The sequence below is a fragment of the Antarctobacter sediminis genome, assembly GCF_019218285.1.
Classification (GTDB): Bacteria; Pseudomonadota; Alphaproteobacteria; order Rhodobacterales; family Rhodobacteraceae; genus Antarctobacter; species Antarctobacter sediminis.
In genome coordinates this window covers 841,376-860,313 of sequence record NZ_JAHUZG010000003.1, presented here as the reverse complement: position 1 = coordinate 860,313, position 18,938 = coordinate 841,376, and the positions used below count along the sequence as shown (strand labels likewise).

Genomic DNA, 18,938 nt, shown 5'->3' with positions numbered 1-18,938 from the left:
GCGCCGCATCCTGCGCAAGATCGCCGAAAACGACTACGGATCCCTCGGTGACACATCAACACTCGCAGACCCGACCGTCGTCGATGACCTCATCCAAAACAGAATGAACAAGGCGTAAGGCCACGCCCCATGCCAGACGGAAACAGCCGCCGGTCATCCCGGCGGCTGTTTTCATTCACCCGTCCAAGGGTCAGCCCAACACCCCTTCGAAGGCCGCCAAATGGCTTTCCGAGCCTGCCAGCAGGTTCGCATAGACCCCCTCCAGCGCCGTCCCCTCGACAGTCTCGATGGCCGCGGCGATATCGGTGATGTCCTTGCTTTCGATCGCTGCCCCGACCTCCAGCGCCGAGGTCAGCGACAGCGCGCCCGTCGCGATCAGGTCGTCGTAGAGCGCCTGCAATTCCGGATCCTCGAAACGGCCCGCCTCGTTGTAAACGAACTGATCCGTGTCCAGCCCCATGGCCTCGGCCTGTTTGACGAGGGCGTTGAAATGGCTGTCCTCGGATCTTGCGATATTGGCGAAAACCCTCAGGCCGTAGAGTTCATAGAAGGCTTCGTAAATGTCGCCGGCGAGTTTTTCCTCTTCGATCATGTAGATCAGTTCGGCCACGACCTCATCGCTGTAGGTCACATCGGTCACGGCGACCTCGTCCGTCCCGGGAACGGCAGCCTTTGCGGCATCACGATTGGCCCCGAATTGCCACCCGGCAGCCCCGAACTGCTTTGCTTGTTTCATGCCCATCTCTTTTTAATCATTCCATGTGGGGCGCGCTTCCATTCACATATTAAAATCACTATATGAATCGCGAAACCGGAAAGCCTGCGCATCTTTGCTAAATTATGCCGGAGACAGGTCAAACCGGCAAAGATCTGCCCAGAACCAAGGGCGCCATGATTTGGCCGGAAACTCTCCACAATTCGACCGAACCCGCTGCGCGGGAATTCTTCGCATGGTACTCTGCTTGTGTGGGGGCACTCTGGACGGAGCTGCCCAATGCAATTCACAGTCTCTCCGCTGCTCACCGCCCCTCAGGTCAGCGGCCATCCGCAGGGTCTGCCCGAGGTTCGGCCTCCCAACGCCGACCCGGCCAAGATCACGCCCATCGCCGACAGCCGCAACCCCGAGGCAGGGCTGAAGGATGGCAAGGCGCCAACAAAATTCTGGCGCGCCGTCAATGGCGAACCGGACCCCGCGACCCATGCCGCGCCGCCGTCGATCATGCAGATTACCATCAGCCAGATGCTGGACGAACAAAGTCCGGACAACCGCGGCGACACGGCCGCCGGCACCGCGCCGGATCAACTCTCTGGTGGAAAGGACGCGCGCAGCTCTGTTTTCAGCACCTTGCCGTAGTTGTTCTTGGGCAGCGAGTCCCGCGCCACATAGGCCTTTGGCCGTTTGAACCGGGCGATCCGATCAAGGCAATGCGCATCCAGCGCGGCCTTGTCCAGCGCCCCGTCGCATACGACGAAGGCCACCACCTCTTCGCCCCATTCCGAATGCGGGCGACCGACAACGGCCACCTCCTGCACGGATGGATGTTCCAGCAGGGCTTCTTCGACTTCGCGGGGATAGATATTGGTCCCGCCCGAGATGATCAGGTCCTTGGACCGGTCTTTCATGGTCACATAACCTTCGGGGTCCATCGCCCCCATGTCGCCGGTCCAGAGCCAGCCGTCTTGCAGCGTCTTGGCGGTGGCCTCGGGGTTTTGCCAATATCCGGGCATCACCACATCCCCACGCACGCAGATTTCACCCACTTCGCCATGTGGCAGCGTCTGACCGTCCTCGCCAGCGATACGGACCTCGACCGCGGATTGCGCCCGACCAACGGACCCCAGCCGCTCGCGCCAGCGCGGATGGGTGCGGTCCGCCACGTCTTGGCGCGACAGGGCGGTGATACCCATGGGGCATTCCCCCTGCCCGTAGATCTGGACGAAGACCGGGCCGAAATGATCGACGGCCTCGATGATATCGGCATTGTACATGGGGCCACCGGCATAGACGATGGTTCGCAGGCCTGAGCCGTTGCGCCCCTTCGCGCGGGCGTGGCGGGTCAGGCGCTGCACCATTGTGGGGGCCATGAACATATGCGTGCTGCCAAAATGCGCGGCGAGGTCCAGCACCTCGGACTCGTCAAAACCGCCAGACGCGGGAAAGACATGCCGCGCCCCGGCACGCGTCTGCATCATGTTGTAAATCCCGGCGCCATGGCTGAGCGGGGCCGCGTACAGCGCCGCGTCCTCGCCCCGGACAAGATCACAATCCGCCTGATAGCCCAGCGACATGACCATCAGCATCCGGTGCGTGATGACCACCCCCTTGGGGCGCCCGGTTGTGCCGGAGGTATAAAACAGCCACGCCAGATCGCCGGGCGCGCGCGGCTGGACGCCGTGCAACGGATCGAACCCCCGCATGGCCTGCCATTCACATGTGCCGGTGTCGATCACCGGAACCTGAGCGACCTCGGCCAGACCGGACGCAAGATCGGGCGTGGCAAAGACCAGTTGCGCGTCTGAGTCGGCAAGGATGAAATCGGCCTCACGCGGGTGCAGCTTGGCATTGATCGGCACAACGGCGGCCCCGGCGTGCCATGCGCCGTATTGCGCCACGAGGTAATCGGGCACGTTCTTCATGAAGAGGGCCACACGGTCCCCGGGCCCGATGCCCCGCGCCACCAGCGCGCCCGCGACACGCAGGGCCTCGGCGTGGAAATCCCCATACGTGGCAACGCATTCTGTTCCAAGGTGCAAGGCCGGACGGTCCGGTGACAGCTGTGCGGTCGCGGCCAGCCACGTGGAAATATTCATGTCGTGTCCTCCCCGAAGCGACCCTAGGCGCGCCGGACGCAAGCCGCAATATGGCCCGTTACAGCCCGGTTTGGCCCCGGATTCGCCCGGGTCGCGCGATAGCGCTCACGCATCCTGTCCGGCATCGCTTTTCACCGGTCGCGCCATACCCTATAAGCTGCGCTGAGCCCGCCGGTCCCACCGGCAACGGGCCATTTGGACATGGCGAGGATGGCATGAGCGAGAACAGGACCGAGGCAGACGTTGCCTTTATCGAGGCGCTGGCGGAAGTACTGAAGAAAAACGAGCTGACCGAACTGGAGGTCATGCGCGAATACGGCGATGACGACAGCCTTCAGGTGCGCATCAGCCGCGCGGTGACCGTTGCCGCCCCGGCCCCGGTGGCCGCAGCCCCCGTCGCCGCACCGGCCGCCCCGGTGGCCGCAGCAGCCCCCGCCGCCGCGGCGGACAGCATGCCCGAGGATCCTGCCGCACATCCCGGTGCGGTGACCTCGCCCATGGTGGGCACGGTCTATATGCAGGCAGAACCGGGTGCGGACCCGTTCATTGCCGTTGGCGCCACCGTCAAGGAAGGCGACACGCTGCTGATCGTCGAAGCGATGAAGACCATGAACCATATTCCCGCGCCCCGCGCCGGGACGGTCAAGCGCATCCTTGTCGAGGACGGCGCACCGGTCGAATACGGCGCCCCGCTGGTCATCCTCGAGTAAGCGCATGACCCACAAGATCCTGATCGCAAACCGTGGTGAGATCGCGCTGCGCGTGATCCGCGCCTGCCGCGAAATGGGCATCCCCTCGGTCGCCGTGCATTCCACCGCTGATGCGGATGCGATGCATGTGCGCATGGCGGATGAAACCATCTGCATCGGCCCCGCCCCTTCGCCCGACAGCTATCTGTCGATCCCGGCCATCATCTCGGCCTGCGAAGTCACCGGCGCGACGATGATCCACCCGGGCTATGGCTTTCTGTCGGAAAACGCCCGGTTCGTGCAGATCGTCGAAGACCACGACATCACGTTCATCGGCCCTTCGGCGGAACATATCCGCACCATGGGTGACAAGATCACCGCCAAGGAAACCGCCAAGGAACTGGGCATCCCGGTTGTTCCCGGTTCCGAAGGCGGCGTGAACAGCGTGGCCGAGGCCAAGGAAATCGGTGCCTCCTTCGGCTATCCGGTGATCGTCAAGGCAACCGCCGGCGGCGGTGGCCGCGGCATGAAGGTGGCCCGCGACGAAGCCGAGATGGAGCGCGCCTACCAGACCGCGCGGGCCGAGGCCAAGGCGGCCTTTGGCAACGACGAGGTCTATATCGAGAAATACCTTCAGCGCCCGCGCCACATCGAGATTCAGGTCTTTGGCGATGGTCAGGGCAACGGCGTCCACCTTGGCGAACGGGACTGTTCGCTGCAACGTCGCCACCAGAAGGTATTTGAAGAGGCCCCCGGCCCCTCGATCACGCCCGAGGAACGCGCCTATATCGGCGGCGTCTGCGCCAATGCCGTGGCCAAGATGGGCTACAAGGGCGCCGGGACGATCGAGTTCCTCTACGAAGATGGCGAGTTCTACTTCATCGAGATGAACACCCGCTTGCAGGTGGAACACCCCGTGACCGAAGGCATCTTTGGCGTCGACCTCGTGCGGGAACAGATCCTTGTCGCCTCGGGCGAAAAACTGTCGTTCACTCAGGATGATCTCAAGATCAATGGCCACGCCATCGAGGTGCGGATCAACGCCGAGAAACTGCCGGAATTCCGCCCCTCGCCGGGGACGATCACCCATTTCCACGCGCCCGGCGGTCTGGGTGTGCGGATGGATTCCGCGCTTTATGACGGCTATCGGATCCCGCCCTACTACGACAGCCTGATCGGCAAGCTGATCGTGCATGGCGCCGATAGGCCCGCCGCGCTGGCGCGCCTGAACCGCGCTCTGGGCGAGCTGATCGTCGACGGGATCGACACCACCGTGCCCCTGTTCCACGCGCTGCTGCGCGAAAAGGACATCCATACCGGTGAATACAACATTCACTGGCTGGAGAAATGGCTGGAGGCGGGCGGGCTGGAGTGATCCACCACACCGCGCCCCGGCCTTGCGCCGGGGCCTCTCCTTGCGGTCCGGGAGGTCCCGGATCAGGTCCGGGACGGGTTTCGTTCATCGGCAAACCGGATATTGTCGCCGCATGAGCGTCACCCCCGATCTTCTGTTACAGGCTTATCGCACCGGCATCTTTCCGATGGCCGAACGGCAGGACGACCCGGATATCTTCTGGGTCGACCCAAGGCGGCGGGGCATCCTGCCGCTGGACGGGTTTCGCGTGTCCCGCAGCCTTGCAAAGCGCCTGCGACGGCAGGATTACAGCGTCACCCTGAACAGCGATTTCTCGGGGGTGATCGACGGCTGTGCCGACCGGCAGGAAACCTGGATCAACGCGGAAATCCGCGATCTCTATCACGCGCTGCATGCTCAGGGGCACGCGCATTCGCTGGAGGTCTGGATGGATGGCAAGCTGGTCGGCGGAGTCTATGGCGTTGCTGTCGGTGCCGCCTATTGCGGCGAATCGATGTTCTCACGCCGCACCGATGCGTCGAAAATCGCGCTGTGCTGGCTGGTTGACCTGCTGAACCGCACTGGCTTTACCTTGTTTGACACGCAGTTCCTGACGCCGCATCTGGCCAGCCTTGGCGGCAAAGAGATCACCCGCCACGAGTATCGGACCATGCTGGCTGCGGCACTGAAGCAACCGGCAGAGATCCTGAGCGCCCCACTCGCCGCTTCGGGGGCCGAAGTGGCCGCACGGTTGCGCGGCACCGGCCATGCACTGTGATGAACCTATGGGCCCGGCTTATTCGGCCTGCGTGCAGCGCAGAACCCAGACATCGTAACGCGCGTGATCCATCGGGTTGAGCGCAGGCGCCGAGGCCACCATCCAACCGGAAAAGATCGGCTGCGCCACGCCCGCCTCGCGCACCGTGAGAAAGGCATAGGCATCGCCCGAGGGATCTTCCTCGGGATAGCGGCATTCCTTCAACACGATCTCAATCAGCCCAAGGGCGGCGGTTTCGCCGTTCATCAGCGTCACGTCGCTGACCTTGGCGTTCAGCTTGTCCAGCCCGCGCAACACGGCACCGGTGCCCGTGGCGGTACGCTCTTGCGCCGCAAGCGGCGCGGCCAGACACAGCAGGCCCAGCGCCAGCGCGCGGGCACCGATCATTCCTCTTCGCTCCCGCCGATATAGCGCAGCAGCAGGTTCAGCAGGCTGACCGAGCCTTGCGTATCAAGGATCTCTTGTCCGGCCGCGTAATAGTCGAACGAGCCGCCCGGCGAAATTTCCACGTAATTGCCGCCCAACAGGCCTTCGGAGGCAATCAGGATTACGCTGTCGTCGGGGATCTTGACCAAGTCGTTCAAAACCACGGTCGTATCAACCCGGTAGGTTTCCTGATTCAGGACAATGTCCGTGACGGTGCCCACCTTGACCCCGGCCAAACGGACATCTGTGCCAACGCTGACGCCTTCGACCGACCGGAAAGAGGCGGTCAACTCATAGCCCTGCGATCCCAGAGCAAAGCCGGTGCTCTGCACGGTATAGGCCCCAAAAGCCAGCGCCGCCGCAAGCACGGCGCCGCCCACGGCCACTTCGGCCAGAGAATGGGTCATTCGGGCGACCAGGCCTCGTAATCGCGGCGCTCTGCCGGGGCTTCGCGGCGGATCGACCCGGCCGGCGCATAGGCCAGCGCGGTCCCGGTGAGGTTCTCGCTATGCGGCTTTTCCCACGACTTGTGGGCAAGCGGCCGGTCGGTCGGCGCTTCCTTGAAGGTGTGGTGCAGCCAACCGTGCCAGTCGGGGCTGACGCGGCTTGCCTCAGCTTCGCCGTTGAAGATCACCCAGCGGCGTTTGCCGTCGCGTGTCTGGTAGAAGGTGTTGCCCTGCTCGTCCTCACCCACTTTTACACCCTTGCGGCTGGTGTAGATGAGCGTGTTGAGCGTAGCGCCATTCCACCAGGTCACGGCGCGGAGAAGGGTGTTGAGAATGCCCATGGACGACTCCTGTTCCTTGTCGCCCCTTATGGCGAATTCGCCGGGCGGGGTCCAGTGCCCCGCATGACGCAGGGCGCGCGTTTACCGCGTGGCGCGTTTTTGCTGGGCCGACGGGCTTGGTGAACATATTGTTAACACAAAGACACGGCAGGTTGGCGATGACCCATAAGATGAAAAACGGGCGAGCAGACATGCAGGACGTGACAGTGGCGGCGCGATGCCGGGGGGTTGATGTGCCCATCTCTCCCTTTCTGACCGAAACGCGCCAGCGCCGGATCGAAGCCGGCCGCTATGAAGGTGACGAAATCGCGGGCGCGCTGTCCGTGGTGCGCCCCGGCGACCGGGTTCTGGAACTGGGTGCCGGTCTGGGCGTGGTCGGTGCCGTCATCGCACGGAACGCCGATCCGGCCGCCATGTTAAGCTTTGAGGCCAACCCGGACCTGATCCCTCATATCCGCATCCTGCACCGTCTGAACGGGCTGGAGGACCGGATCGAACTGCGCAATCAGGTCCTGATGAGCGGGCCGGACCGGCCCGAAACCCGACGATTCTATCTGCGCAACTCCTTTCTCGGATCTTCGCTTGTGGATGCCGAAAACCGCAACACCCGCGAAGTTGAAGTGCCCACGGCCGCATTGGACGATGTGCTGCGCGAGTTCCGCCCCGATGTGCTGATCATGGACATTGAAGGCGGCGAACTGGAATTCCTTGAACAGGCCGAACTGCGCGGCATCCGCGCCGTGGTGATCGAGTTCCATCCCGGCGTTTACGGCACTCAGGGCGCCAAGACCTGCAAGGACCGCCTGCGCGCCATGGGCTTTCAGAAGGACGAAACCGTCTCGACCCGCTTTGTCTGGACCTGCTCGCGCAATATCATCCGGCTGGAACCGCCCAGCCCGGCCGGTGGCTGGTCCTGCCAGATCGCCCGGCTGAAGCATCCGCAGGTCCTGCCGCCCACGCATCGGTCACATGTTCAGCCTTCGGGGGTGCTGAGCGCCGCCGGGCAGGTTGTCCCCCACGCCACCACATGGCGCAACGCACGGTTGCTGACGCCGCCACCGAAACCGGTCAAGGATGCAGAGCGTCTGCCCGGTCGCTGGCTTTGGGGCGGCGTGTTGTGGCGCTATTTCCCGCACTTCGTCACCGAAAGCGTAACACGGCTCTGGGCGCTGGAACATATCGACGCCAACCAGTTCGACGGCATCCTCTTTACGCCCAAGAACCCTACGAACACCGACCCGCTGCCGCCCTTCCATGCCGAGTTCCTGCGCCTCATGGGCTGCGACCTGCCCATTCACGAGGCCCGCGCGCCCTGCGTGCCGGACGAATTGATCGTTCCCGGTCAGGGATTTGGTCTGGGCGAAATCAGCCGCGGTACGGATCGGTTCATCGAAAGCGTCGCGCTGCGGTTCGCACAGCAGGTGGCTCCGAAAGGCCCCGAGAAGCTGTACATCAGCCGGTCCCGGCTGGGCGCCGGGCGCGGCTCGCTGTTGGGAGAAGAGCGGCTAGAGGCGTTGCTGGCCGAGCAAGGCTATGAGATCTTTCATCCACAGGCGCATTCGCTGACCGAACAGGTCGCCCGCTACAAGGCCGCGAAACAGATCGTCGCCGCCGAAGGTTCGGCACTGCATTTTCTTGCTTTCGTCGCGCGGCCCGATCAGCGGGTGGCGATGATCCTGCGGCGACGCTCGGGGGCCACGAAACATATCTCGGCGCACCTAGAAAGCTTTTCCGGGCGCCCGCCGCTGTGGATCGAGACCCTGCGCCGGGCGTGGATGCCCAAGGGAGAGGTGCGCAAGCGGCTGGCCGTGGGCGAGCCTGATTTCGCAGCCGTGCAGGCGGCGCTGATCGAAAATGGCTTTGTCGCGCCGGGGCCCGTTTGGCAGCAGCCGGAAGAAGCCGCGATGCGGGCCGAACTGGGTGACGGTTTTACGCTTTTGGAAGACGAGCCCCGTCTGGCCGGGTGACACCCTTTGCAGATCGACCGCTTGGAGGGGGCGCTGCCCCCGTCGCCTTTGGCGACTCCCCCGGGATATTTCAGGACAGAAGAAACAAGGGCGCGCCGCGTATAGGCCGCGACGCGCGACAGGATCTCAATGCGCGGATGATGCGCAGCGGGATCCGTCATTTCCAATCAGCGGGCGAGGGTCGTCACTTCGATTTCGATCCGGTATTTCGGATCGATCAGGTTGCATTCCACCATGGTGGCCGCCGGTGGGTTTTCACCAAAAGCCTCTTGCAGGATAGGCCAGCAGGGTTCGAATTCATGCCGGTCTGGCAGATAGTAGGTGACGCGCACCGCGTCCGAGAGGCTGCTGCCGGCCTTTTCCAGCGCCGTCTTGATGGTTTCCAGCGCCGCGCGGCATTGATCCTGCACAGTGTCGCCCTGCCCCACGGTGCCGGCGACATGAACAAAGCCGCCGGCGACGACGGCGCGGCTGTAGCCGATCTTTTCCTCGAACGGACTGCCGGATGAGATACGTGTGATGGTCATGGTCCTGTTTTCCTTGGACAAAAGAAAGGCGGGGTAAAACCCCGCCCCGCATTCGCTATAAAAAGTCCGGTCAGCCGGCAGAAGCGCCTTCTTTCTTCTGATCCGCGTAGATCATCAGCGGCTTGGCCTCGGATGTGACCGATTCCTCGTTCACGACAACCTCTGTCACTTCATCCATGCCCGGCAGTTCGAACATCGTGTCCAGAAGGATGCCTTCGAGGATCGAGCGCAGGCCGCGCGCACCGGTCTTGCGTTCGATGGCCTTCTTCGCGATGGCCGAGAGCGCGTCGTCGGTGAAGTCGAGCTTGGTATCCTCCATCTCGAAGAGACGCTGGTATTGTTTTACAAGCGCGTTCTTCGGCTGGGTCAGGATGGTGACAAGTGCATCCTCGTCCAGATCCTCAAGCGTGGCGATCACCGGCAGACGACCAACGAATTCCGGAATCAGACCGAATTTCAGCAGATCTTCGGGTTCGAGATCCTTGAAGACCTCACCCACGCCGCGATCGTCGTTGTCGCGCACGTCGGCCCCAAAGCCCATGGCCGAGCCCTTGCCCCGCTGGGCAATGATCCGGTCCAGGCCGGCAAAGGCACCGCCGCAGATGAAGAGGATGTTCGTGGTGTCCACTTGCAGGAATTCCTGCTGCGGATGTTTGCGCCCACCTTGCGGCGGCACGGAGGCCACGGTGCCTTCCATCAGTTTCAGCAGCGCCTGCTGCACACCCTCGCCCGACACGTCGCGGGTGATCGAGGGGTTTTCCGACTTGCGGGTGATCTTATCCACTTCGTCGATGTAGACGATGCCACGCTGCGCCCGTTCGACGTTGTATTCGCTGGCCTGAAGCAGCTTGAGGATGATGTTTTCCACATCCTCGCCCACGTAACCTGCCTCGGTCAGCGTGGTGGCATCGGCCATTGTGAAGGGCACATCGAGGATGCGCGCCAGCGTCTGCGCCAACAGGGTCTTGCCGCAGCCGGTGGGTCCGATCAGCAGGATGTTGGATTTCGCCAGTTCGATGTCCGACGATTTCTGCGCGTGGTTCAGACGCTTGTAATGGTTGTGAACCGCGACCGAAAGAACACGCTTGGCCGTGGCCTGACCGATCACGTAATCGTCCAGCACATCACAGATTTCGCGCGGCGTCGGCACGCCATCCGAAGCCTTGAGCCCGGCCCCCTTTGTCTCTTCGCGGATGATGTCCATGCAAAGTTCGACACATTCATCACAGATGAATACGGTGGGGCCCGCGATCAGTTTGCGCACTTCGTGCTGGCTCTTGCCGCAGAAGCTGCAGTAGAGGGTATTCTTGCTATCGCCGCCTGAATTAGTTGCCATCAGTCGCACCTTTCCCGGTGTATCCCGGTTTCCTGCTTCGCCGGCGACCGGCCTTTGCGCCCCACAAACGCCGCCTGCCGCCAGTGTCCGGTCAGCTTAGGCCACGTGGTCGGGCGCGACAATCCGAAAATTCGCCCCACCCCGCACCGCGAGGTGGGGTTGATTAATCAGGCGTCGCCGCCGTCTTCGCCTTCGGCCACGCGCGAGGTCACGATCTCATCGATCAGGCCCCATTCCTTGGCTTTCTCGGCATCCATGAAGTTATCGCGCTCCAGCGCGTTTTCGACCGCCTCGTAGGTTTGGCCGGTGTGTTTGACGTAGATTTCGTTCAAACGCCGCTTGAGTTTCAGCGTCTCTTCGGCGTGGATCATGATGTCCGTCGCCTGCCCCTGATAACCGCCCGAGGGCTGGTGGACCATGATCCGGCTGTTGGGGAGCGAGAAGCGCATCCCTTTCGCACCGGCGGTCAGCAGCAGCGAGCCCATCGAGGCCGCCTGACCGATCACAAGGGTCGACACCTTCGGCTTGATGTACTGCATCGTGTCGTAAATCGACAGGCCGGAGGTCACGACACCGCCCGGCGAGTTGATGTACATCGAGATCTCTTTCGAGGGGTTTTCCGCCTCGAGGTGAAGAAGCTGGGCCACCACGAGGGAGGACATGCCGTCATGCACCGGCCCGTTGAGGAAGACGATGCGTTCCTTCAGCAGGCGAGAGAAGATGTCATAGGCGCGTTCCCCGCGGCTGGTCTGCTCGACGACCATGGGGACGAGGTTCATGTAGGTCTCGATCGGATCTTTCATATCGGTCTGCCTGCAACTGTTTTCGGGGATTGGTGGTAACGCTTTAAAGTTACCTGAGTCTTAGTATCGCCATTGGAGGCCTGCAAGGGGCGGTACTGAATTCGCGGGCGACACCGTGCGCAGTCTTGAAAGCCCGGCAACTCCCCCTATGACGGCAGCCATGAACGACGCGATCTCCTTTTCTCCCAGCCGAGCGGCGGCGCTGCGCGCGCTGGACCGTTTTGTGCCCATCGCCGCCGAAGCCTATGCCGCGCGGCGCAATTTCGACATGGGCCCCGGTGCGCATGAGGCCGTGTCACGGCTGTCGCCCTATATTCGCCACCGGATCGTGACCGAAAAAGAGGTTCTGCGTGCGGTGCTGGCCCGCCATTCGGCCGAAGACGCAAAGAGCTTTGTCCAAGAGGTTTTCTGGCGCAGTTATTCCAAGGGCTGGCTGGAGATGCGGCCGCTGGTCTGGCGGCTTTACCAATCGCGGGTTCTGCGTGACATCGACCGTTTGCAGACCGAGGCCGGGCTGCGCGAACGCTGGGCGGCGGCCTGCGGCGGGCGCACTGGCATTGCCTGTTTCGACGCCTGGGCGCGTGAACTGGCGGAAACCGGTTACCTGCATAATCACGCACGGATGTGGTTTGCCTCGATCTGGATCTTTACCCTTGGGCTGCCGTGGGAACTGGGGGCCGATTTCTTTCTCCGGCACCTGCTGGACGGCGATCCGGCATCGAACACGCTGGGCTGGCGTTGGGTTGCGGGGCTGCACACCCGCGGCAAGCATTACCTCGCCACGCCCGAAAATATCGCCCGCTTTTCCGGCGGCCGGTTTCGCCCCGAACCGGCAGAGCTGAACATCCGGGCCGAACCGCTGGACGGACCGCCGCATCCGCCCTGCTCTCCGCCGCCCGAAGGCGCCTTGCCCGATCCCGGCAAACGCACGCTCTTTGTCCTGCACGAAGAGGACATGTCGCCCGGCTGGATTCTGGATAACGGGGTGACTCCGGTCGGCACCGCGATGCTGATGGCCAGTCGCGCCCTGTCGCCTTTGAAACCCGCGCCGCATGTGATGACTTTTCGCGCCGCCGCGCTGCAAGAGGCCGCCGGACGATGGGAGCATCAACTGGGCGCGGCGCTGGAGGACCTGCGCACCGCGGACGACATCCAGCGCATGGCGCAATCCGTCGACGCCGAACAGATCGTCACCGCCCATGCCCCGGTCGGCCCGGTGGCCGATGTGCTGAACAGGGTTCGGGGCGTTCCCGTGGTGCGCATGCTTCGACCCTATGATGCGCGGGTCTGGCCGCATGCCACGGCAGGTTTTTTCAAGTTCCGCCAGAACATACCGGCTTTCCTGAACGAGGTGCAGCGGCCCGACGCCACCTGATCAATGGCCGATTCGCGGTACCTGTCGGCAGACATGTTCCGCGCATTCCATTTCCAGCGTCACATGCGACAGGCCGTGCATCTTGGCCAGACGCGCCTTGACGGTCGCCTTGATGTCATCGGCCCGATGCCATTCGCCCGGTTCGATAACCATATGCGCCTGTAGGGCGCTGCGGTGTTCGTCCACCTGCCACAGATGCGCATGGTGCAGTCCGGCCACGCCCGCAACCGCCTCTGCCGTGGCCAGAACGTTTTCCGGTGCCAGTTGCGGGGGGCTGCCCAACATCAGGATCCGGATCACGCCGCCGATCTCGGACCATGCCATCCACAGGATATAGCCCGCGATCAAAAGGGTGATGGCCGGGTCGACCCATGTCCAGCCAAAGGCCCAGATCACGGCACCCGCAACGATCACCGCGAGCGACCCCATGGCATCTGCAAGATTGTGCAGAAACGCCGCGCGGATGTTCACGCTGTCCTGCGCCATCCTGTAGGTCAACGCCGCGGTGACAAGGTCGATGACCAAAGCCGCCCCAGCAATGGCCATGATCAGCCAGCCGATGACCTCTTGCGGTTGGAAAAACCGCAATATGGCCTCGTAGATCAGGTACAGCCCCACAACGATCAGTGTGGTCAGGTTGATCAACGCGGCCACCACCTCAGCCCGACCGTAACCGAAGGTCATTTCCGCATCCGCAGGGCGGCGCGCGATGCGCCGGGCCCATGCCGCGATCACGAGGCTGGCCGCGTCCGAGAAATTATGCAGCGCATCGGCGATCATCGCGAGTGAGCCGGAAAAGATCCCGCCGATCACCTGCGCCACGGTCAGCAATAGGTTCACGCCAACAGCCGCCGCCATGCGGGCGTCGCCAGCCTCGGGATCGACATGATGGTGATGATGATGGTGTCCGTGAGGCATGGGCCGAAAAGGCGCCTTTCATGTGCAAAGGTCAACCCGCCGGGACGGGCCTATCCGGCGGTGCGTGCTCGTTTGACGCAAAACGGCGGCGGGCATGGCCCGCCGCCGTCGGTCGCCGCGCGAAAGGCGTGGCGAAACCCTGTTGCCCGGTCAGCCGAACATGTCCGAGGTGATGCCCGCGTACCAGCCAACGCTTTCCTCGTATGTGGCCTTGCGCAGCGCCGCGTCTTCACCCGTCTGGCTGACAAAGCTCGACACGCTGGCGATTTTCTCGTCGGTCGCCTCATAGGCCGCGCCCACCTTGATGCCGTCGTCCGTCGAGATCAGCGACCAGCAGGTGTTCGAGTATTTGGCCGGGAAGACACGGCTGCCGGTCAGCGCACCGCGCACCGCCATGGCCGCCACCTTGGCCTGCGAATTGGCCGAGAAGCCGGATTTCGGCATGTCGCCCTGGTTGGTGGCGTCGCCGAGGATATGAATGTTCTCATCCAGCCGCGAGACCATGGAATGACCGTCCACCGGTGCCCAGTTGCCCTCGGTCAGACCGGCGGCGGCACAGATCATGCCCGCCTTTTGCGCCGGAATGACATTGCAGACATCCGCCTTGACCACTTCGCCGTCGATGTCGACTTCCATCGTGTCGGCATTGACCGAGACATTGCCGCCGCCAAAGTCCGGGCCGATGCGTTCGATCATGCCGCCATAGTGCTTTTGCCAGCCTTCCTCGAACAGCGCCTGCTTGGAGAATTTCTCCTTTGGGTCGGCGATGATGATCTTGGCCGTCGGGTTGGTCTGCTTGAGCACATGGGCCACCATCGAGATACGCTCGTAGGGTCCCGGCGGGCAGCGGTAGGGGTTCGGCGGGGCGACCATGACATAGGTGCCGCCCTCGGGCATCGCCTCGATCTGCGCCTTGAGCAGCACGGTCTGGGTGCCCGCCTTGTAGGCATGGGGCATGGCGGTTTGGGTCGAAAGATCCCAGCCCGGCACCGAACCTTCGACAAAGTCGATCCCCGGCGAGATCACCAGCCGGTCATAGGGCACGCTGCCGCCCCCTGCCAGCGACACGGTCTTGGCGTCGCGATCAACCCCGACGGCCCAGTCATGCACGACGTTGATGCCATATTCGGTGGCCAGTTTGCCGTAGTCATGGGCGATGGATTGCAGGTCGCGGAACCCGCCGATGTAAAGGTTGGAAAAGAAGCAGGTGTAATAGGTGCGCGTGGGTTCGATCAGCGTGACGTCGATCTCTCCGTTGCTGTCCTTGGCGATATAGCGCGCGGCGGTTGCCCCGCCGGCCCCGCCCCCGATCACCACCGCACGCGGCTTGCCGTGGCTGGCCGCCTGCACCATAGGGGCCGACAGCGAGGCCGCCGCCGCCGCTGTTCCCAGGAACGCGCGTCTGTTCAATGTCATGTCCGTCTCCTCCTTGCTGGACAATGGTCGTCTTGCCACGCGCCGCCCCTTCTCACTGGCTCCCGGGGGATGCGCGCGGCTTTCTCTCTCAGACGAAGAACCCCGCCCGGCCCAAGGCCGCGCGGGGAGAAGCGTTTGAAAGAAAAATGAAAAGGCCGCGAAGGCCCAAATACGTCACGCCGGCAAAAGGCCGACAAATGCCGCCAGCGCCAAAAAGGCACCCAGCATGGCAATCCGAAGAGCAAAGGGAATCCGCATGAGAACCATCCAAACCAGACCGGGTGAAAAATACCCCGGATCGTAAATCGGTCACGGTGACCAAAAAGCCGCCACCGCGGCGGGGCATCCTGCCCCGCACACCAACTTTCACCCCGGTCAGACGCAACCTCAACTGTGGAATACCCGACCCTCCGTCATTCGATGGTGGCGAAATAGGCGGCCAGCGCGGCGATCTCTTCGTCGCTGAGGCGCCCTGCCATCATCTGCATCACCGGATGCACCCGCAGTTTGCGTTTGTAGGCGTGCATGGCAATCACGAAATCCTCTTCGGGCCACTTAATGATCGAGGGAATGCCCTCGTCCGCACCGTCCCGCTTGTGACAGGTCAGGCATTCCGAGGCGAGGTATTCGCCATAGGCCACATCCCCGACGATGGCGAGGATTTCCGGCGGCAGTTCAACCTCGCGCGCGATGGCGGTCGGGGCGGATTCCGGAATATCCTGTGGACTGGCGGTGAAGGCGCGCAGATAGGCCAGCACATCGTGCCGGTCCTGATCGTCCTTCATGCCCCGGTAGGACATGCGCGTGCCCGAGATCAGAACACGGGGATTTTCGATATAGGCATCAAGGTGTTCGTAATCCCAGGTCAGCCCGTCGCCAAAGGCGCGCTCCATCGATTTGGAATAGTCGAACCCCTCGACGCTGCCCGCACGGCGTCCGAAAATACCGTTGAGATGCGGGCCAATGCGGTTCTTGGCATCGGGGCCGATCTGGTGGCACCCGATACATTGCTTGAACAATTGCGCCCCGCGATCGGCATCCCCGATCAGCTGGGCCTCCTCCTCTGCAAGTGCCGGCCCCACGATGGGGGCCAGCATGACGAGGGCCGTTAAGATCAGCCTCTTCATCTTTTTTCCTTATTCAGTGAAGGATTTAAGATAGGCGATCATCGCCGCCACGTCTGCATCCTTCTTCAGCCCGGCAAAGGCCATCTTGGTGCCTTTGACCGCACCACGCGGATTGGCAAGGAAAGCCGCGAGGGTTTCTTCGTCCCAGACACCGCCCATGTCAGCCATGGTGTTGGAATACTTGAACCCGTCGACCCCACCGATGGCCCGGCCAACCACACCGTTCAGCTGTGGGCCGGTACGGTTCTTGGCCCCTTCACCGATCTGGTGACACGCCTTGCACTTGCCAAAGACCTTTTTACCGGCCGCAACCAGTTCCGGGTCAAGCGCATCCTCCGCCGGGGCGGCGGCGGCGGCGGGTTCCGGCGCGGGGTCGGCGGCTTCGGGTTCCGGTGCCGGATCCACGGCAGCGGCAGGTTCGGGCGCCGGATCGGCGGCGGCGGGCGCCGGATCTTCGGCGCCTTCGTCCGGTGTCACGTCCAGAACCGTGGCGCGCATGGTGATCTGGGCCGGAGCGTCCTTGCAGTTTTCCATGCAGGGTTCGGTCCGCCATTTGGCATATTCGGTCTCGGCCCGGTCATCGACGATGAACCCTTCGGCATTGGGCAGAACCACCTGCGGCAGGGTTTCCTGGTTCAGCTCGAAGTCATCTTCGATCAGGTCGTTCGAGTAGAGGATATAGGCCACGATCGCATAGGTATCGTCCACCGAAAGCGACTGCGCATTGCCGAAGGGCATCGAACGGTGCACGTAGTCCCAGACGGTCGAAGTATAGGGCCAATAGCTGCCCACGGTCTTCAGCGGGTCCTCATCAGCCAGCGTGCCCTCGCCCCCGGCCAGTTTGGGCCAGTTGTCGACGCCTTCGGCAAAAGAACCGTGGCAGGCGGCGCAGTTGTCCTCAAAGATCGCTTCTCCGTCCAGTGCATTGCCGGTGCCCGCCGGAAGGCCGGTGCCATCAGGGCTGACGTCCAGATCCCACGCGGCGATTTCCTCGGGCAAGGCCGCGCGGCCCAGACCAAAGCGCAGGCCCTTGCTGTCGCCGTTGTCCGCATGCGCGGCCGCGACAAGGCCGCCATCCGTGGCCGCAGGATCCGCCGCCGGAGCCTTGGCCACGTCGACCGGGGCCTCGGGTTCCGGGATCGGCGCGGGCAATTCGCCCAGCATCTGTGGCCGTTCCGGGTAGTCCGCGACATTGCGATCCGCGAAGTTGTAGGCTCCCAGAAGCATCAGGCCGACGCCAGCCGCCGAGCCGATGTAAAGGTTAAGAGACTTCGACATTTTCGGCCTCCCCGTTGGCTTTCACGTGCCAGGTCTGGATGCAGTTGTTGTGGTAGATCGAGTTCAGGCCGCGCACGTCGCGCAACTGGGCCTTGGTCGGCTGGACATAGCCGGTTTCATCGACCGCGCGCGACTGAAGCAGCCATTCCTCGCCGTTCCATGTGGTGTCGAGGTAAAAGCGGGTCAGCGCCTTGTCCTGCCCTTCTGCCGCGAGGCGGGCGGTTTCCCATGTCATGCCGCCATCCTTGGAGACATCGACGCGGGTGATCTTGCCATGGCCGGACCACGCCATGCCGGTGATAACCACCGGGCCATGCCCGTGCTTGATCGGCGCCTGCGGACTGGGAGAGGTGACGACCGATTTGGCGTCCATGACCCATGTCCACTTGCGCGAGGTGCCATCGGCCAGCGTGTCGGTGTATTTCGACGTTTCTTCGCGGCTTTCCACGGGGCCGTCCATGACCTCGACGCGGCGCAACCACTTGACCCACATGTTGCCTTCCCAACCGGGCACGACGAGACGCACCGGATACCCGTGCTCCTTACGCAAAGCCTCGCCATTGGCCTTGAACGCAACGAGCACGTCGTCCATGGCTTTTTCCATCGGGATCGAACGGCCGTTGGACGAGGCATCGGCGCCCTCGACATAGACCCACTTGTCCTTGAAGTCGCCCGCCGCATCCAGACCGGCCTCTGCCAGCAGGGTGCGCAGCGGGACGCCGGTGTATTCCATGTTGTGGATCATGCCATGGGTGAACTGCGCACCGTTCAGCTGCGCGCCCGCCCATTCCATGCCCGTGTTGGCCGCGCATTCGCAAAAATAGACGTGCTGTTCGCGCGGAAAGCGTTCGAGGTCATCGTAGGAAAAGACCAGCGGCTGATCGACCAGACCGTTGATCATCAGTCGATAGTCGGATTTCGACAGTTCGATGGCACCCGAGTGATGGCGTTCAAAGGCACAGCCCTGCGGGGTGATCGTACCGTCCAGCGCGTGGATCGGCGTAAAGTTGATCGAAGAGATCGTATCGGCGGTCAGCCATTCCACGTTGCGGCGGATGACGTCATCCTCGAAACGGATCGGCAGGCCATAGGGCACCTCGTCGACGCCGTGGCCAAAGCCGCTGGCCCAATCCTGCACTTCGGTGATCAGCGGATCGCCTGCGGCGCGGGCGCCGGTGGCAGCCGCCGCCCCTGCCCCCAGCGCGGCGGCACTGGTCAGGAACTTGCGGCGCGAGGGGCCGTTGGTTTCCTTGCTCATTGCGTTCTCCTTACGGATCATTTCATTCATCTATGTGAATGATTTGGCGGAAAAATCGGCGGGCCAAGGCCCGCCGGAGCTGAAAGGC

The 18,938-nt window shown here is 63.1% G+C and carries 19 protein-coding genes; 6 read left to right on the top strand and 13 right to left on the bottom strand.

Annotated elements, in window-relative coordinates; genetic code table 11:
• Positions 1-190 precede the first annotated feature (190 nt).
• The gene (locus KJP30_RS19205) at positions 191-736 is read right to left on the bottom strand and encodes a DUF2202 domain-containing protein (RefSeq protein ID WP_218450941.1); all 546 of its coding nucleotides are present in this window, start codon (positions 734-736) and stop codon (positions 191-193) included.
• Positions 737-994: 258 nt separating this feature from the next.
• On the opposite strand from KJP30_RS19205, the gene KJP30_RS19200 reads away from it, so the two are divergent.
• Positions 995-1,354, top strand: coding sequence for a hypothetical protein (locus KJP30_RS19200; protein WP_218450940.1), 360 nt, complete (start codon positions 995-997; stop codon positions 1,352-1,354).
• On the opposite strand, the gene KJP30_RS19195 is transcribed toward KJP30_RS19200, so the two are convergent.
• Positions 1,300-2,811: a class I adenylate-forming enzyme family protein gene (locus KJP30_RS19195; RefSeq protein ID WP_218450939.1), complete on the bottom strand. Its 1,512-nt coding sequence runs from the start codon at positions 2,809-2,811 to the stop codon at positions 1,300-1,302. The genes KJP30_RS19200 and KJP30_RS19195 overlap by 55 nt on opposite strands.
• A gap of 215 nt (positions 2,812-3,026) precedes the next feature.
• Between KJP30_RS19195 and accB the strand changes: the two genes are divergently transcribed.
• The 3 genes from accB (at position 3,027) to aat (ending at position 5,632) form a co-directional block, all read left to right on the top strand.
• Positions 3,027-3,521: an acetyl-CoA carboxylase biotin carboxyl carrier protein gene (gene accB, locus KJP30_RS19190; RefSeq protein WP_218450938.1), complete on the top strand. Its 495-nt coding sequence runs from the start codon at positions 3,027-3,029 to the stop codon at positions 3,519-3,521.
• A 4-nt stretch (positions 3,522-3,525) separates the two neighbouring features.
• The gene (gene accC, locus KJP30_RS19185) at positions 3,526-4,875 is read left to right on the top strand and encodes an acetyl-CoA carboxylase biotin carboxylase subunit (protein WP_218450937.1); all 1,350 of its coding nucleotides are present in this window, start codon (positions 3,526-3,528) and stop codon (positions 4,873-4,875) included.
• Positions 4,876-4,987: 112 nt separating this feature from the next.
• Positions 4,988-5,632 carry a leucyl/phenylalanyl-tRNA--protein transferase gene (aat, locus tag KJP30_RS19180; RefSeq protein ID WP_218450936.1) on the top strand — a complete coding sequence of 215 codons (645 nt, stop codon included), beginning with the start codon at positions 4,988-4,990 and terminating at the stop codon, positions 5,630-5,632.
• A gap of 18 nt (positions 5,633-5,650) precedes the next feature.
• Here aat and KJP30_RS19175 read toward each other — a convergent pair whose 3' ends face one another.
• Genes KJP30_RS19175 through KJP30_RS19165 form a run of 3 tightly spaced genes read right to left on the bottom strand, consistent with a single transcriptional unit; the run spans position 5,651 to position 6,845 of the window.
• Positions 5,651-6,019 carry a DUF2155 domain-containing protein gene (locus tag KJP30_RS19175; protein ID WP_218450935.1) on the bottom strand — a complete coding sequence of 123 codons (369 nt, stop codon included), beginning with the start codon at positions 6,017-6,019 and terminating at the stop codon, positions 5,651-5,653.
• Positions 6,016-6,465 (bottom strand): outer membrane lipid asymmetry maintenance protein MlaD, encoded by a 450-nt coding sequence (gene mlaD, locus KJP30_RS19170; RefSeq protein WP_218450934.1) that lies wholly within the window; start codon positions 6,463-6,465, stop codon positions 6,016-6,018. Before mlaD ends, KJP30_RS19175 begins: the two co-directional genes overlap by 4 nt.
• Positions 6,462-6,845 carry an NADH:ubiquinone oxidoreductase subunit NDUFA12 gene (locus KJP30_RS19165; RefSeq protein ID WP_218450933.1) on the bottom strand — a complete coding sequence of 128 codons (384 nt, stop codon included), beginning with the start codon at positions 6,843-6,845 and terminating at the stop codon, positions 6,462-6,464. Before KJP30_RS19165 ends, mlaD begins: the two co-directional genes overlap by 4 nt.
• 191 nt (positions 6,846-7,036) lie before the next feature.
• Between KJP30_RS19165 and KJP30_RS19160 the strand changes: the two genes are divergently transcribed.
• Complete coding sequence (locus tag KJP30_RS19160) at positions 7,037-8,812, top strand: FkbM family methyltransferase (protein ID WP_218450932.1); 1,776 nt, start codon at positions 7,037-7,039, stop codon at positions 8,810-8,812.
• Between the two features lie 167 nt (positions 8,813-8,979).
• Here the strand turns inward: KJP30_RS19160 and KJP30_RS19155 are convergent, their stop codons facing one another.
• The 3 genes from KJP30_RS19155 to KJP30_RS19145 all read right to left on the bottom strand — a co-directional run bounded on the left by KJP30_RS19155 (position 8,980) and on the right by KJP30_RS19145 (position 11,478).
• The gene (locus tag KJP30_RS19155) at positions 8,980-9,339 is read right to left on the bottom strand and encodes a RidA family protein (RefSeq protein ID WP_218450931.1); all 360 of its coding nucleotides are present in this window, start codon (positions 9,337-9,339) and stop codon (positions 8,980-8,982) included.
• A 70-nt stretch (positions 9,340-9,409) separates the two neighbouring features.
• On the bottom strand, positions 9,410-10,675 hold the full coding sequence (clpX, locus tag KJP30_RS19150) for an ATP-dependent Clp protease ATP-binding subunit ClpX (protein ID WP_218450930.1): 1,266 nt from the start codon (positions 10,673-10,675) through the stop codon (positions 9,410-9,412).
• A 167-nt stretch (positions 10,676-10,842) separates the two neighbouring features.
• A complete protein-coding gene (locus KJP30_RS19145; protein ID WP_218450929.1) occupies positions 10,843-11,478 on the bottom strand; it encodes an ATP-dependent Clp protease proteolytic subunit in 636 nt (211 codons plus the stop codon).
• Positions 11,479-11,638: 160 nt separating this feature from the next.
• On the opposite strand from KJP30_RS19145, the gene KJP30_RS19140 reads away from it, so the two are divergent.
• Positions 11,639-12,853, top strand: coding sequence for an FAD-binding domain-containing protein (locus KJP30_RS19140; RefSeq protein WP_246594610.1), 1,215 nt, complete (start codon positions 11,639-11,641; stop codon positions 12,851-12,853).
• Here the strand turns inward: KJP30_RS19140 and KJP30_RS19135 are convergent, their stop codons facing one another.
• The 5 genes from KJP30_RS19135 to soxC all read right to left on the bottom strand — a co-directional run bounded on the left by KJP30_RS19135 (position 12,854) and on the right by soxC (position 18,850).
• The gene (locus KJP30_RS19135; RefSeq protein WP_218450927.1) at positions 12,854-13,771 is read right to left on the bottom strand and encodes a cation diffusion facilitator family transporter; all 918 of its coding nucleotides are present in this window, start codon (positions 13,769-13,771) and stop codon (positions 12,854-12,856) included.
• Between the two features lie 150 nt (positions 13,772-13,921).
• On the bottom strand, positions 13,922-15,187 hold the full coding sequence (locus tag KJP30_RS19130; RefSeq protein ID WP_218450926.1) for an NAD(P)/FAD-dependent oxidoreductase: 1,266 nt from the start codon (positions 15,185-15,187) through the stop codon (positions 13,922-13,924).
• A gap of 413 nt (positions 15,188-15,600) precedes the next feature.
• Complete coding sequence (locus KJP30_RS19125) at positions 15,601-16,314, bottom strand: c-type cytochrome (protein WP_218450925.1); 714 nt, start codon at positions 16,312-16,314, stop codon at positions 15,601-15,603.
• A 9-nt stretch (positions 16,315-16,323) separates the two neighbouring features.
• Positions 16,324-17,592, bottom strand: a complete 1,269-nt coding sequence (locus KJP30_RS19120) for a c-type cytochrome (RefSeq protein ID WP_218450924.1) — start codon at positions 17,590-17,592, stop codon at positions 16,324-16,326.
• Entirely contained in the window at positions 17,576-18,850 is a 1,275-nt protein-coding gene (gene soxC, locus KJP30_RS19115) for a sulfite dehydrogenase (RefSeq protein WP_218450923.1), read from the bottom strand. The genes KJP30_RS19120 and soxC overlap by 17 nt, the downstream gene beginning before the upstream one ends.
• Positions 18,851-18,938 lie beyond the last annotated feature (88 nt).